A 14414-nucleotide genomic window follows, 5' to 3' on the forward strand; every position below is an offset into this window, starting at 1 on the left:
ACGACGTGGTGCGTTCCGCGGAGCGAGGTGCGTCGCCCGGCATCGATCCGCTGGCACGCGGATCGCTGTCGGCGGGCTCCACGAGGGCGCGGCGGTCCCTGCCCGCCACGGCGCGGTCGGCTTCACGACGTGGTGCGTTCCGCGGAGCGAGGTGCGTCGCCCGGCATCGATCCGCCGGCACGCGGATCACTGTCGGCGGGCTCCACGAAGGCGCGGCGGTCCCCGCCCGCCGCGGCGCGGTCGGCTTCACGACGTGGTGCGCTCCGCAGAGCGGGGTGCGACGCCCGGCATCGATCCGCCGGCACGCGGATCACTGTCGGCGGGCTCCACGAAGGCGTGGCGGTCCCCGCCCGCCGCGGCGCGGTCGGCTTCACGACGTGGTGCGTTCCGCGGAGCGGGGTGCGTCGCCAGGCATCGATCCAAGGTACACGGATCGCTGTCGGCGGGCTCCACCTCGTCGAGCGGCGGCCACCTGCTCCTGCAGTCGAGCCGGGCGGGCGTACCCGAGTCGTGCCGGTCGAGTCGCCGCGGGACGCGGCGTATCGAGACCCGCCAGGCACGGACAACGGGTCGATGCTGGTCGAGATGCCGCGGGACGCTGGGCATCGAGACCCACCGGACCGGGACTGCGAGTGCTCCTGCGGGCCCGCGTCAGGGGGCCAGGACGGCGACCGTCATGCCGGGCGTCGCGGCGGGGGCGTCCATCGCGGCGAGAGCGGCGGGCAGGTCCTCGTTGGCGATGGTGCGGCCGACGGAGTCGGCGGGGCGCAGACGGCCGGCGACGATGTCGTCGAGGAGGGCCGTGTAGCCGCTCCGGGCGATGCCGTGGCTGCCCAGCAGCTCCAGCTCCTGGGCGATGACCCGGCCGAGCGGGATCGCCGGTGCCGCGTCGGGCCCGAGCAGCAGACCCACCTGCACGTGCCGGCCGCGCGGACGCAGGGCGGCGATCGACGCCTCCGCGGTGACCCTGCTGCCGACGGCGTCGACCGCCAGATGCGCCCCTCCTCCGGTCGCCGCCCGGATCGCCTCGGCGGCACCCTCGCCTCCGGGGACGGTCACCGCCCCGATCGCGGCCGCGGCCTCCCGCGCCGGGGCGGAGACGTCCGACGCCACCACGCGGGCCCCGGCCGCGAGCGCGACGATCACCGCGGAGAGGCCGACTCCGCCGCAGCCCAGCACCGCGACCCACTCCCCCGGGGCGACCCGGCCGCGCTCGTGCAGGGCGTGGTACGCGGTCCCGAAGCGGCAGCCGAGACCGGCCGCCTCGACGAAGCCGACGGTGTCGGGCAGTCGCACCAGGTTCAGGTCCGCGCCCGGCACGACCACCGCCTCGGCGAACGACCCGTCGAGGGTGAACCCCGGCTGCTGCTGCCGGAGGCACACCTGCGTCGCCCCCTCCCGGCACTGCTCGCAGTCGCCGCAGGCGAACACGAACGGCGCCGTGACCCGGTCGCCGACCGCGAAGAGCGACACCTGGGCTCCCGTCGCGATCACCGTCCCGGCGAACTCGTGCCCGGGGATCTGCGGCAGGACGACCGAGGCGTCGTGCCCCTTCCACGCGTGCCAGTCGCTCCGGCACACCCCGGTCGCCGCGACGCGGACGACGACGCCGTCGACGGGGCAGACGGGCTCCGGGACCTCGACGATCGCGGGGAGGGCGGAGAAGGACGAGTAGCTCACGGCGCGCATGCCGAGAGTCTTCCAGAGGCCCGGGCGGCGCTCTGCCTACAGTGCGTCGACCGGGATGCCGCCGGTGCCCGGCTGGGCGGGCTCGCGGTGGACCGGGTAGACCGTGCCTCGGGCGCGGTCGATCGCGATGCTGCCGAGAGCGAGCACGATTCCGGCCGCGGTCAGGCCCACGCCGACCCAGATGGGAGACAGGTAGCCCAGTCCGGCGGCGATCGTCAGGCCGCCGAGCGCGGCACCCACCGAGTTGCCGATGTTGAGCGCGGAGTGGTTGAGCGCTGCCGCGATCGTCTGGCTGTCGCGCGCCACGTCCATCAGCCGGGTCTGGATCGCGGGCGACGCGGCGGCCGAGAAGCCCGCCGAGAGGAACGCGAACACCACCAGGCCGACGACCGACGAGGCCGACAGCGCGAGTCCGATCAGCGAGACGCCGACGCCGGCGAAGAACACCACCAGCGCCCGCCGCACGTCGCGGTCGGCGGCCCAGCCGCCGACGAGGTTGCCGACGGTCATCCCGAGGCCGATGACGACCAGGATCCACGGGACCGCGCCGAGCGGCAGGCCCGTCACCTCGGTCGCGAGCGGCGAGATGTAGCTGTACATCGCGAAGAGTCCGCCGAAGCCGATGGCGCCGACGAGCAGGGTCATCCAGACCTGCAGGCGCCCGAACGCCCGCAGCTCGTTGCGGACGGTCGCCGCCGGATTCCCGGGCTGCGCGGGCACCAGAAGCTGGACGGCCACGACGGTCAGCGCGAAGAGCACCGCGACCACGAGGTAGGCGGTGCGCCAGCCGGCCACCTGCCCGACCCAGGTGATCGCGGGCACGCCGACGACGTTCGCGATCGTGAGCCCGGAGAGGACGAACGCGACTCCCTTGCCGCGCTTGCCGGGACCCATCAGGTCGGCGGCGACCAGGGAGGCGATGCCGAAGTAGGCGCCGTGCGGGAGCGCGGCGACGAAGCGCGCGGCGAGGACGAGCGGGAAGCTCGGGAGCAGCGCCGAGCCGATCGTCCCGACGGTGAAGGCGACGAGGAGGGTCAGGAGGAGCCTCTTGCGCGGCCAGCGCGCCGCTGCGGCGGCGATGGTGGGGGCGCCGACCACGACACCGAGCGCGTAGGCCGAGATCAGCATCCCCGCCTGCGAGACGGCCTGCTCCTGGCTCGCGGCCCAGACCCCGGGGAGGAGGTCGGCGGCGAGCTGCGGGAGGAGCCCCATCGCGACGAACTCGGTCGAGCCGATGCCGAAGCCCCCCATCGCGAGGGCGAGCAGGGCGAGGCGGGTCCGAGCGGGCGAAAGCGTCACCGGTCAAGGCTACTCAGGATCGGGCGGATGTCGAATCGATTCGAGAAAGCCCGGACACGAGAGGTCTCGGCGCGGACCCGCTACTCCCCCAGCGCGTCGTTCAGCCGGGCGATCTTGCCGTCGATCTCGCCCGAGTAGCCGGGGCGGATGTCCGCCTTCAGGACGAGCGACACGCGCGTCCCGAACGCTCCGACGGCCTCCGTCGCGCGCTTGACGACGTCGAAGACCTCGTCCCACTCCCCCTCGATCTCGGTGAACATCGAGGTCGTCCGCGACGGCAGGCCGCTCTCGCGGACGATGCGGACGGCGGCGGCGACGGCGTCGTGGACGGACGCGTCGGGCGCCTCGCCCCCGGACGGTGCGACCGAGAATGCGACGAGCATGGGAGCCTCCTTGACTGCGCGCACCGCGTGCCGGCCCCGCGCCCTCCGAGCCTACGAGCCCTGGGGCGCCAAGCGGGTCTCGCCGGTCAGCGACGACGCGGAAGTCGTGGCGCCGAGTGCGACGACCCGCGCCGTCCCCATCCTCCACAGCTCGCGCAGCAGCCAGCCGAGCAGCACCACGAGGAGGATGTTCCGCACGGTCAGCACGAGCACCATCCACCAGTGCGACCAGAGGAGGAAGAGGTAGAGGTACGGGTAGACCACCTGGGTCAGAGCCGCAGTGACGAGCGTCAGCTTCGCGGGCCGGTCGAACGCGCCGTCGCGGCACGCGATCAGCCCGGCGATCACCGGCGGCGCGAGCCAGACGATGTACTGCGGCGAGAGCACCTTGTTGGTGTCGATGAACACGACCACGAAGGTCAGCGCGAGCAGCGGGAACAACCTGGCGGGGTCGGCCCGGCGGGCGAGAGCACGGGCACCCAGCAGGGCCACGCCGAGCATGGCCAGAGCGAGCAGCGGGGTCATCAGGCTCGCCGCGAACTCGGTGCCGGGCCCGTGCATCTCGAAGGTGTTGATGTCGGCGGCGTAGTAGACGTAGCTCCCCGATCCCGGGAGTACCGACAGCCACATCCAGGGAGTGCTCACGACGGCCTCGATCTGGAGGCCCCGATCGGTCTGGTCGGTGACGAAGCTGAAGACCTGGTCCCCGCCGCCGACGAGGACGACCGCGAGCACGATGATCACGGAGGCGACCGCGGGGACGAGGACCATCCGCAGCCGTCCGCGCAGGACCAGCACGGCAGCGGCGAGGATCGCGGCCGGCCACACCTTGATCCAGGTGGCCACGGTCAGCAGCAGCGCCGCGACGCCCGGACGGGTCGCCGCCCAGAGCATCCCGGCGATGGCCGGCGGCGCGGTGAAGGCGTCGATGCGGCCGATGGCGATCGGCCCGAGGAGGACGAGGAACAGCAGCCACCAGCGCGCCGCCGCGAGGCGCGGTGCCGACCGGCCGCGCAGCAGCAGGGCGAAGGCGGCGGCGTCGGCGAGCGCGACGAGGACGAGCCACATCAGGTCGTAGCCCGCCGAGCCGAAGAGCCAGGAGGCGGCGATCGGGCCCCAGGCGAGGATCGGGTAGACCCAGCCCGTGTCGATCCCGGCGATGCCGCCGCCCTCGACGGCGGTCCTCATCCACTCCTTGTAGACGATGCTGACGTCGCCCATCGGCAGACCCGGAGCGAACAGCGCCAGGAGGGAGAGCACCACGTGCACCAGCGCGAAGGCGCCCCAGAGCACGGCGACGGAGTCGCGGTTCTCGCGCAGCCGGGCGAGGGGGCGGGAGGACGCTCGAGGAGGGGAGGACGGCACCGCGTCATTGTAGAGGGGCCGCTGAACGGGACCCTGGCAGCACCTGAGCCCGCCTGGGAGCGCCGCTCCCGCCGGGCATCGGTTGCCCGGCGGCGTCGGTCGCCGCCGGGCGTCAGCAGACGGCGTCGCGACCCGACGAACTCAGTAGCCGGCGAACGCGTCGGTGCGGATCCGCTTCGCCCCGGCACCGCGCAGGGCGCCGCGGACCGAGTCGACGAACGACGGCGACCCGGAGACGTAGCCCACGCGGCGGCCGGCGTCCGGCACCGCGTCCGCGAGCAGCTCGGCGGTCAGTCGGCCTGTGACGTGCGACCACCGTGCGGGCAGGTCGGTCGGCGTCTCCTTCGAGCAGAGCACGACCCGGGCCCCCGACTCCTGCAGCAGGTCGCGGTACGCGACCTCGGCGAGGCTCGGCGCGGCGACCACGACGACGACGTCCCGCCGCGGACCGTCCGCGAGCGAGCGGAGCTGACTGGCGAACGGGGTGATCCCGATGCCGCCCGCCACAAGCAGCAGCGGCACGGTGGGATCGGCCGGCAGGACGAAGTCACCGCCGACGCTCGTCGCCCGGAGCGAGTCGCCGGGCTCCAGCGCGGCGAGGGCGCGCTTGAAGCTGCTCGCCTTCTCCGGCATCCGCAGGGCGATCGCGATCTCGCCGTCGGACGGAGCGGAGGAGACCGAGAAGGTGCGCCGGCTGCCCCGGCTGTCGGCGCGGTGCGGCAGGTCGAGCTCGAGCCACTGGCCCGGCTCGAAGGTCAGCGGCGAGCGGGAGCGGAAGCGGTACTCCGCGATGCCCTGCGCCAGCACGCGGGTAGAGGCGAGCTCGAGCGTGTGCCGCCGACGCTGGCGGAATGCGAAGGCGAACGCGAGGGCGTTGCCGACCACGAGGCCCAGCTCCGGAGTGGCGGAGACGACGCCGATGTGGAAGGGGACGCTCGCCACGAGCGCTGCGACGACCGCGATGATCAGCTGCTGCGAGCGGCGCGGCGCGAGCGTGAGCGGCTCCGTCAGCATGAAGGCGCCGGCGAAGACGAAGGGGTAGGCCGTGAGGACCAGAGCCGCCGCGGCGCCGAGGTCCTGGCCGTTCTGCACCGCCTGCTGCACGGAAACCCCGCCGGCGACGACGACGAAGACGGCGAAGACGGCCCAGCGGCGGACCCGCGCGACGATCAGGAGGGAACCCACGACGACGAACGGCCAGATCGCGCCACTGGCGATCCACCAGGCTCCGGCGTTGAGCCCGGTGAAGCCGATGATCAGCACGGCGACCGCGGCCGGGTTGAAGAGGTGGCGGCCCCGCCAGGCGAGGACGTACTTGGACGCGGCGGCGATCGCGCCGACGAGCGCGATCACGGCGAGCCCGCGGGGATCGGCCGTCGGGAAGAGGAGGCAGGCGATCAGCAGACCGGTGACGAGCGAGGACTCCAGGTGCGCGCGGCTCCGGAACAGCCTCGCGAGGACCGCGCTGACCAGGGCCGTCGAGGCGACGGCGACGAGCGTCGTGCCGAGGATCTCGAGCGGCGTCGAGAAGATCAGGCCGGCTGCGGCGTAGCCGACGGCGACGAGCAGGAGCGCGGCGAGCGTCATCCAGACCAGCCGGTAGGTGGTGACGCGGCCGAGGGCGCGGTCGAAGGTGCCGATCATCGGAAGACCTCTCCGGGGAAGGAAGGCGAGTAGTGGAGGGTGCCGTCGCTGCGGACGCGGACGAACTCGAAGTCGAAGCGCTCGGCGAGGGTCTCGGGCGGGCAGACGAACAGCGCGGTCGCGAGCCCGTCGGCGACGAGGGCCGTGTCGGCCACCGCCCAGGTAGCGACGATGCTCTCGACCGGAGCTCCGGTCCGCCCGTCGAGGACGTGGTGGAGGCCGCTGCCCCAGGCGCGGCGGTTGCTCGCCGAGCCGCAGAGCGCGCGGTCGCCGGGCACCGCCACTCCCAGTGCCTTGCTCGGGTCCCACGGGTGCTCGAGGCCGACCCGGACGGGTCCGGCTCCGATGCCCCGAAGGTCGCCGCTCGCGTCGACGACGGCGGGCCCGGCGCTGTCGAGCTCCTCGAGGACGAGGTCGACGAGCTGGCCCTTGCCCGCGGCGCCGACGTCGACGACGGTCCCGGGCTCGATCCGCAGGCCCGCCGCCCCGCGTCGGGCGGCGGCCCAGGAGGGAGCGGGGACGGCGGGTCCGCGCGGGACGAGGGTGTACGCGGAGTCGTAGCCGAGCTGCTCGAGAGAGCCGCCGACGAAGGGGGTGACCGCCCCGCCGGTCAGCTCGTCGAGCACGTCGTACAGTGCGAAGAGGTCGACCGCCTCGTCGGGGAAGACGTGCTCGCCTCCGGCCCGCAGCTGCGAGACGGCGGAGTCGTCACGGAACCGCGACCAGGTGCGGTCGTACTCCGCGATGCGCGCCTCGACCCGCGAGCGGTGGGAGGGCCCGAGCGGCTCGGCGGTGTCGATCTGCCAGCCGGTGCCGATCGCGTCGAACCGCCACGCGTGGCCCAGGACCGTCGGGGCGTCAGGCCGTGGCATCGGCCTTGATGGTCTCGACGGCGTCGTTGAAGCCGCCGGAGGTGAGGGAGGACCCCGACACCTTGGAGACCTTCAGCTCGTCGAGCTGCTTGCCGACGACCTCGCCCGCGATGCCGCCCGCGAAGCGCGACTGGTACTGCTGGCCGGTGGGGTTCTCCGACTCCGGGGTCACGGTCACGTCGGTGACGACGCCGTCGGCGAGGGTCAGCGAGACGCCCACCTTCTCGTTCCCTCCGGGCGAGGTGTAGGCGCCCTCGGCCTCGTAGGTGCCGTCGGCGTAGCTGCTGCCGCTCGCGGCGGAGGACGCGGCGCCGGTGGCCTCGGGGGCGGAGCTGGTGGCGGTGCTCGGAGCGGTGGTGGTCGCCGCGTCGGCGGCGTCGCTCCCGGTCGTGGTGGTGCTGGAGCAGGCGGCGAGCGCGGCGAGGGTGCCGGCGCCGGCGAGGAGGGTCAGGGCGTAGCGGGCGGGAGTCGTGGTCTTCGCGGTCATGTCTGTTCTCCTGGTCAAGGCGGACGCGGCGGATCCGACGGTAGAGGTGCTCGCTTCGAGCACCCGATGAGGCGGCGGTGCGGAGCCGGTGAGCCGGGCCGCGGGCGTCGCTTCCTCCAGGACAACGGCGGCGGTCCCGGTTCGGTTCAGCGCTCGTCCGACGGGCGTGTCAGCGCAGGAGTGCGGCGACCACTCCGGGCAGGTGCTCCGCGATGTCGAGCGCGGCGATCGGGCCGCCGGCGGAGGCGCTCCGTCCGGCCTCCGCGTGCAGGACGGCGGCCGCGGCGGCCACGGGGGCGAGGTCCTCCGCGGTCAGAGTCGCCCCGGCCGCCTCGGCGTCCGCGGCCCGACCGGCGAGGAGTGCGCCGAGCACGCCGCCGAGGACGTCGCCGCTGCCCGCGGTCGCCAGCCAGGGCGTGGATCCGGAGACCTCGAGCTCGACGTCGCCCGCGACGACGTGGGTGGTGCCGCCCTTGACGAGCACGCAGACTCCGAGGCGGTCCGCCGCCCGGCGCGCCCACTCCCCCGGGGCCTCGGCGATCGTCGCGGCGTCCGCGTCCAGACCCGCTCGGCCGAGCACTCCGGCGAGCTCGCGGTAGTGCGGCGTGATGACGACCGGGCCTGCGGCCTCGTCGATCAGGTCGAGCGCGCCCGCGTCGAGCACCACCGGGACTCCCGAGTGCAGCTGCTCGATCAGGGTGCGCCGCTCCTCGTCGCTGCGGTCCTCGGCGCTGGTGCCGGAGCCGACGAGCCAGGCCTGCACGCGTCCCACCGCGGTCACGACCTCCGGCCGCCGGGCGAGCACCAGTCCCGCGGGCCGCTCCGGTCCGAGGTAGCGGACCATGCCGACTCCCGTCCGCACCGCCGCCTCGACGCCGAGCACCGCCGCTCCCGGGTACCGCTCCGACCCGGTCGCGATCCCCAGCACCCCGCGCGTGTACTTGTCGTCGTCCTCCCGCGGCACCCTGATGCTCCGCGCCGCCTCCGCCGTCCCGACCCGCTCACCCATCCCGCCACCCTACGTCGCCCTGCGGCGGAGCCGCCCGGTGCCGCCGCAGCCGCACTGGTGCCGGCGCAGCGCACTGGTGCCGGCGCAGCCGCACCCCTCTCCCCTTGCTCCAGAGGGGCGCAGGTGCTGGAGGGGGCAGTCGCAAGGCGGAGGAGGAAGCGGTACCGGCGGTACCGCGCCCGACGACAACGCCGCGAACGCCCCCTCCAGCACCCGTGGGCGCGGGCCGAGGAGGGGTCGGATGCAAGGCGGAGGAGGAAGCGATACCGGCGGTATCGCGCCCGACGACAACGCCCCCTCCAGCACCCGCGGGCGCGGGCCGCGGAGGGGTCGGATGCAAGGCGGAGGAGGAAGCGATACCGGCGGTATCGCGCCCGACGACAACGCCGCCTCCAGCACCCGCGGGCGCGGGCCGCGGAGGGGTCGGATGCAAGGCGGAGGAGGAAGCGATACCGGCGGTATCGCGCCCGACGACAACGCCGCAGACGGCCCCTCCGCGGCCCGCGCCTAGCGGCGGGTGGCGTCGTCGACTTCGCCGACGAGCTCCTCGATGATGTCCTCGAGGAACAGCACTCCGGTGGCGCGGCCCTGCTCGTCGAACGCGCGGGCGAGGTGGGCGCCGGTGCGCCGCATGATCGCGAGGGCGTCCTCGAGGTCGGTGGCCTCGAAGATCGAGGCGAGCTGGCGGATGCGCTTGGCGGGGACGGGGAGGCGGAACTTGGCGCCCTCCGTGTCGCCGTCGAGGTCGAGGACGTCCTTGAGGTGGATGTAGCCCTCGGGGGTGCCGTCCTCCCCGAGGATCACGTAGCGCGAGAAGCCGTGCTTGGCGACGGCGCGCTCGACGTCGGCGGGGGTCGCTCCGCTGGGGAGGCTGACGATCCCGTCGAGGGGCAGGGCGACGTCGTGGACCTTCTTCTCGGTGAACTCGAACGCGGCGAGGAGGGTCCCGGTCGAGTCGCGGAGCGTGCCCTCGCGGGTGGACTGGTCGACGATCGTCTGCACCTCCTCGAGCGTGAAGGTGCTGTTCGCCTCGTCCTTGGGCTCCACCTTGAAGAGGCGGAGCACTCCGTTCGAGACCGCGTTGAGGGCGACGATGATCGGGCGGAGGACCCGGGCGATGGCGACGAGCGGCGGCGCCAGGAGGAGCACGGCGCGGTCGGGCATCGAGAACGAGATGTTCTTGGGGACCATCTCGCCGAGCACCACGTGCAGGAACGACACGATCAGCAGCGTGATGACGAAGGCGACGGTGCCGGAGAGCTCGTCGGGGATGCCGACGGCGTGCAGCGGCACCTCGAGCAGGTGGTGGATCGCCGGCTCGCTCACGTTGAGGATCAGCAGCGAGCAGACGGTGATGCCCAGCTGCGTGGTCGCGAGCATCAGTGTGGCGTGCTCCATCGCGGCGAGCGCGGTGATCGCGCTGCGGCGTCCGCTCTCCGCGAGGGGCTCGATCTGGGAGCGGCGCGCGGAGATGACCGCGAACTCCGCTCCGACGAAGAAGGCGTTCGCGGCGAGGAGCACCACGAGCCAGGCGATTCCGGCCCAGTCACTCATCGTCGGACTCCTTCCGTCCGCGGTGTCCGCGGGCGACGTCGGCGAGCGGGTCGGGGATCCCGTCGGGATCCGCGTCGGGATCGGGCGTGAAGCGGAGGCGGTCGATGCGGCGGCCGTCCAGGCGCTCGACGCGCAGAGATCCGCCCTCGACGTCGACCCGGTCGCCGACGGCGGGGAGGCGGCCGAGCTCGCTCATCACGAATCCGGCGACCGTCTCGTAGGGCCCCTCCTCGGGGATGTGCACGCCGGCGCGGTCGAGGACCTCGTCGGGGCGGAGCATGCCGGGGAAGGTGGTGGAGCCGGGGAGCTTGACGACGTCGGCCCGGGAGCGGTCGTGCTCGTCGGCGACCTCGCCGACCAGCTCCTCGACCAGGTCCTCGAGCGTGGCGACGCCCGCCGTCCCGCCGTACTCGTCGACGACGACCGCGAGCTGGAAGCCGCGTCCGCGCAGCTCCGTGAGCAGCACGTCGAGCTTCATGGTCTCGGGGACGCGGAGCGGCTCGGAGCGCAGCGCCGTGACCGGGACGTCGGACCTCTTGCCGCGGGGCACGGCGACGGCCTGCTTGACGTGCACGACTCCGACGATGTCGTCGATGTCGTCGTCCGTGATCGGGAAGCGCGAGAACCCGGTGGTGCGGGCGAGGTCGAGCACGTCCTGCGCGGTGCTCGCGCGCTCGACCGTCGACAGGCGCAGGCGCGGCGTCATCACGTCGCCCGCGGTGAGGGCGGAGAAGCGGAGGGTGCGCCCGAGCAGGTCAGCCGTGTCCTCCTCGAGCAGTCCGGCACTGGCGGAGTGGCGCACGAGGCTCGAGAGCTCCTCGGCGCTGCGGGCGCCCGAGAGCTCCTCCTTCGGCTCGATGCCGACCAGGCGCAGCAGGGCGTTTGCGCTGCCGTTCAGCAGGGCGACGGCCGGGCGGAACACCGTCGTGAACGCGGTCTGCAGCGGCACGACGAGCTTCGCGGTCGCCCGCGGCAGGGCGAGGGCGAAGTTCTTGGGGACCAGCTCGCCGAGGATCATCGACAGCAGGGTCGCGATGACGATGGCGACCACCGTCATGACCGGCGCGAGCGCCTCCTCCGGGATGCCGAATCCGCTGAACGGCTCCTGGAGCAGCGTCGAGAGGGCGGGCTCCATCGTGTAGCCGGTGAGCAGCGTCGTGAGGGTGATGCCCAGCTGCGCGCTCGAGAGGTGCGTGGAGGTGACGCGCAGGGCCGCGATGGTCATGCCCAGGCGTGTCTCGCCGCGGTCGCGACGGGCTTCGAGATCGGCCCGGTCGAGGTTCACCAGCGCGAACTCGCTGGCGACGAAGACGCCGGTGCCCAGAGTCAGCAGCAGGCCGACGCCGAGGAGGAGCCACTCAGTTCCCACGGTGGTCGCCCCCGGTCACGAGAGGGAGGTGCGAGGAGGGCCGGACAGTGCGGGCCGGCGGAGCGGCGGCACCGGAGAGGCGGGCGGGAGTCCGAGGAGCACGGCGGCGAGCGGAACGGGCCGGATGCGCAGAGGGAGGGTCGTCCATTGTGGCGCCGAGTCTACCCGCCGCGGAGCGCTGCCGGGCGTGCTCCGACGCGGCGGCTCAGAGCCACTTCTTCCGCTTGAACACCGCGTAGAGCGCGAAGCCGAACAGCACCATCAGGCCCAGCGCCCAGGGGTAGCCGAGGCGCCAGTGCAGCTCCGGCATGTCGTCGAAGTTCATCCCGTAGATGCCGGCCACCAGCGTCGGGGCGAAGAGGATCGCCGCCCACGAGGAGATCTTGCGGACCACGTCGTTCTGGGCGAGCCCGGTCTCGGTCTGCCGGCGCGAGACGAGCGTCGAGTGCACCGTGAGCGCCTTGTCGAGGATCGCGCGCAGGGAGTCGACCGCCTCCGTCACGCGGATGGTGTGGTCGAGCACGTCGCGGAGGGAGCGGCGCAGCTCGATCCGCTCCGGCGAGGGCGAGGGCTCCCCCTCCACGGGCGTCGACTCCTGCAGCAGCTCGTGCAGCAGGGCGGTCAGCGGCTGCACCGAGCGCTGGAAGTGGATGACCTCGCGCGAGAGCCGGTAGATGCGCTCCGAGAGCCCGTCGTCCGAGTCGTCGCCGAAGAGCTGGTCCTCGATCTCGTCCACGTCGCCCTGGACGCCGAACACCACCGGCGCGTACTCGTCGACGACCTGGTCGAGGATCGCGTAGAGCACCGCTTCGGGCCCGCGGGCGAGGAGGGCCGGATCCTCCTCCAGGCGGCGGCGCACGCGGGCGAGGTCCGGGGAATCGGCGTGCCGGATGGTGACCACGAAGTCGGGGCCGACGAAGACGTGCAGCTCGCCGAATACGACCGTCTCGGCGGCGTCCGCGTAGCGCGCCGGCCGCAGCACGACGAAGAGCCCGTCGTCGTAGCGCTCGAGCTTGGCCCGCTGGTGCCCGCTCAGCGCGTCCTCGACGGCGAGCGGGTGCAGCCCGAACTCCTCGGCGACCGCCTCGACCTCCTCGCGCGTCGGGCGGTAGAGGCCGATCCAGGCCATGCCGTGCTCGTCGCGCATCAGCTCGAAGGTGTCCTCGAGCGAGTCGGGGTTCCGGATGCGGCGGCCGTCGACGTACACGGCGTTGTCGACGATGGTCATGGGCTCGGTTCTAGCACGCGGCGCCCGCTCACCAGCTGACCGGCAGCGCCTTGCCCTCCTCGTAGCCCGCGGCCGACTGCAGGCCCACGTGCGCCCGCTCGTGGAAGTCGGCCACGCTCCGGGCTCCGGCGTAGGTGAAGGACGAGCGGACCCCCGACGTGATCATGTCGAGCAGGTCCTCGACCGAGGGCCGCAGCGGATCGAGGTAGATGGTGGAGGAGGAGATGCCCTCGGCGAAGAGGCGCTTGCGGGCGAGCTCGTATGCGTCGAGGCGGTCGAAGCGCTCCTGCACCGCCTTGGCCGAGGCCATGCCCCAGCTCTCCTTGTAGACCCGGCCGGCCGCGTCGCTGCGCAGCTCCCCCGGAGCCTCGATCGTGCCGGCGAACCAGGAGCCGATCATCACGGAGGCGGCGCCCGCGGCCAGCGCGAGGGCGACGTCGCGCGGGTAGCGCACCCCGCCGTCCGCCCAGACGTGGGCGCCCAGCTCGTGCGCGCGCTCGGCCGTCTCGAGGACGGCCGAGAACTGCGGGCGGCCGACCGCGGTCATCATCCGGGTGGTGCACATCGCGCCGGGGCCGACGCCGACCTTGAGGATGTCCGCTCCCGCGTCGACGAGGTCGTGCACCGCGTCGGCCGTGACGACGTTGCCCGCCGCGATCGGCACTCCGAGATCGAGCGCGGAGACCGTCCGGAGCGCCCGGAGCATCCCCTCCTGGTGGCCGTGCGCGGTGTCGAGGACGAGGACGTCGACGCCCGCGGAGACGAGCGCGCGCGCCTTCGCCTCGACGTCGCCGTTGATGCCGATCGCCGCCGCGACGCGCAGACGCCCGTCCGCGTCGAGCGCCGGGTCGTAGACGGTGGAGCGGAGGGCGCCGGTGCGCGACAGCGTGCCGACCAGGGCGCCGTGGTGCAGCACCGGGGCGAAGTCGAGGTCGGCGGCCACCATGAGGTCGAAGGCGGCCCGCGCGGTGGGCACGTCGTCGGCGTCGATCGAGGGCGTGGCGGAGTGCACCAGGTCGCCCAGACGCGCGTCCGGCAGCGCGGTCGCCAGGCGCGCGGCCGGGACGCAGCCGAGGATCGCGCCGCCCTCCTCCTGCACCACGAAGCCGTGGCCGGCGACGGCCGGCAGGATGCGCAGCGCCTCCTCCACGGTCGTCGCCGGCGAGGCGGTGAGGGCGCCGGAGAAAGCGACCGGCTGGCGCTTCACCCAGCGGATCGCGGCGTCCAGCGCCTGCAGGGGCATGTCCTGCGGGAGGACGCCGAGCCCGCCCCGGCGCGCGAGCGTCGCTGCGAGGCGCTGACCGGTGACCGAGTTCATGTTGGAGGAGACGACGGGGATCGTCGCCCCGGTGCCGTCGCCCGGGGCGAGCGAGACGTCGAGGCGGCTCGTCACCGACGAGCGGCCGGGGACGAGGAAGACGTCCGAGTAGGTGAGGTCGCCTGAGGGTGTTCCGCCGGAGAAACGCATGGGGGAAACGCTACTCCGGCGCGGCCCCGGGTCGGCCGTGCAGGGAA

At 73.6% G+C, this 14414-nt stretch carries 12 protein-coding genes; all 12 read right to left on the reverse strand.

From position 1 onward, the window contains the following. Positions 1–651: 651 nt before the first annotated feature. The gene (locus tag C5C99_RS03850) at positions 652–1689 is read right to left on the reverse strand and encodes an alcohol dehydrogenase catalytic domain-containing protein (protein WP_104339620.1); all 1038 of its coding nucleotides are present in this window, start codon (positions 1687–1689) and stop codon (positions 652–654) included. Between the two features lie 36 nt (positions 1690–1725). After that, the gene (locus C5C99_RS03855) at positions 1726–2940 is read right to left on the reverse strand and encodes an MFS transporter (protein ID WP_104327175.1); all 1215 of its coding nucleotides are present in this window, start codon (positions 2938–2940) and stop codon (positions 1726–1728) included. A 128-nt stretch (positions 2941–3068) separates the two neighbouring features. Further along, a complete protein-coding gene (locus tag C5C99_RS03860) occupies positions 3069–3371 on the reverse strand; it encodes a thiamine-binding protein (protein WP_104224449.1) in 303 nt (100 codons plus the stop codon). Positions 3372–3422: 51 nt separating this feature from the next. After that, positions 3423–4736: a glycosyltransferase 87 family protein gene (locus C5C99_RS03865; RefSeq protein ID WP_104224450.1), complete on the reverse strand. Its 1314-nt coding sequence runs from the start codon at positions 4734–4736 to the stop codon at positions 3423–3425. A 141-nt stretch (positions 4737–4877) separates the two neighbouring features. Beyond that, entirely contained in the window at positions 4878–6380 is a 1503-nt protein-coding gene (locus tag C5C99_RS03870) for an oxidoreductase (RefSeq protein WP_104339621.1), read from the reverse strand. After that, positions 6377–7252, reverse strand: coding sequence for an FAD:protein FMN transferase (locus C5C99_RS03875; RefSeq protein WP_104339622.1), 876 nt, complete (start codon positions 7250–7252; stop codon positions 6377–6379). The genes C5C99_RS03870 and C5C99_RS03875 overlap by 4 nt, the downstream gene beginning before the upstream one ends. Next, entirely contained in the window at positions 7239–7739 is a 501-nt protein-coding gene (locus C5C99_RS03880) for an FMN-binding protein (RefSeq protein WP_104224453.1), read from the reverse strand. The genes C5C99_RS03875 and C5C99_RS03880 overlap by 14 nt, the downstream gene beginning before the upstream one ends. 169 nt (positions 7740–7908) lie before the next feature. Continuing rightward, positions 7909–8748 carry an ADP/ATP-dependent (S)-NAD(P)H-hydrate dehydratase gene (locus C5C99_RS03885; protein WP_104339623.1) on the reverse strand — a complete coding sequence of 280 codons (840 nt, stop codon included), beginning with the start codon at positions 8746–8748 and terminating at the stop codon, positions 7909–7911. A gap of 507 nt (positions 8749–9255) precedes the next feature. After that, the gene (locus C5C99_RS03890; protein ID WP_104224111.1) at positions 9256–10302 is read right to left on the reverse strand and encodes a hemolysin family protein; all 1047 of its coding nucleotides are present in this window, start codon (positions 10300–10302) and stop codon (positions 9256–9258) included. Continuing rightward, complete coding sequence (locus tag C5C99_RS03895; RefSeq protein WP_104224112.1) at positions 10295–11671, reverse strand: hemolysin family protein; 1377 nt, start codon at positions 11669–11671, stop codon at positions 10295–10297. The genes C5C99_RS03890 and C5C99_RS03895 overlap by 8 nt, the downstream gene beginning before the upstream one ends. Positions 11672–11876: 205 nt before the next feature. Next, positions 11877–12899 (reverse strand): magnesium/cobalt transporter CorA, encoded by a 1023-nt coding sequence (corA, locus tag C5C99_RS03900; RefSeq protein ID WP_104224113.1) that lies wholly within the window; start codon positions 12897–12899, stop codon positions 11877–11879. A gap of 28 nt (positions 12900–12927) precedes the next feature. Next, the gene (locus C5C99_RS03905; protein WP_104246650.1) at positions 12928–14367 is read right to left on the reverse strand and encodes a GuaB1 family IMP dehydrogenase-related protein; all 1440 of its coding nucleotides are present in this window, start codon (positions 14365–14367) and stop codon (positions 12928–12930) included. Positions 14368–14414 lie beyond the last annotated feature (47 nt).

Source organism: Rathayibacter sp. AY1C4 (assembly GCF_002932195.1).
Taxonomy (GTDB): Bacteria; Actinomycetota; Actinomycetes; order Actinomycetales; family Microbacteriaceae; genus Rathayibacter.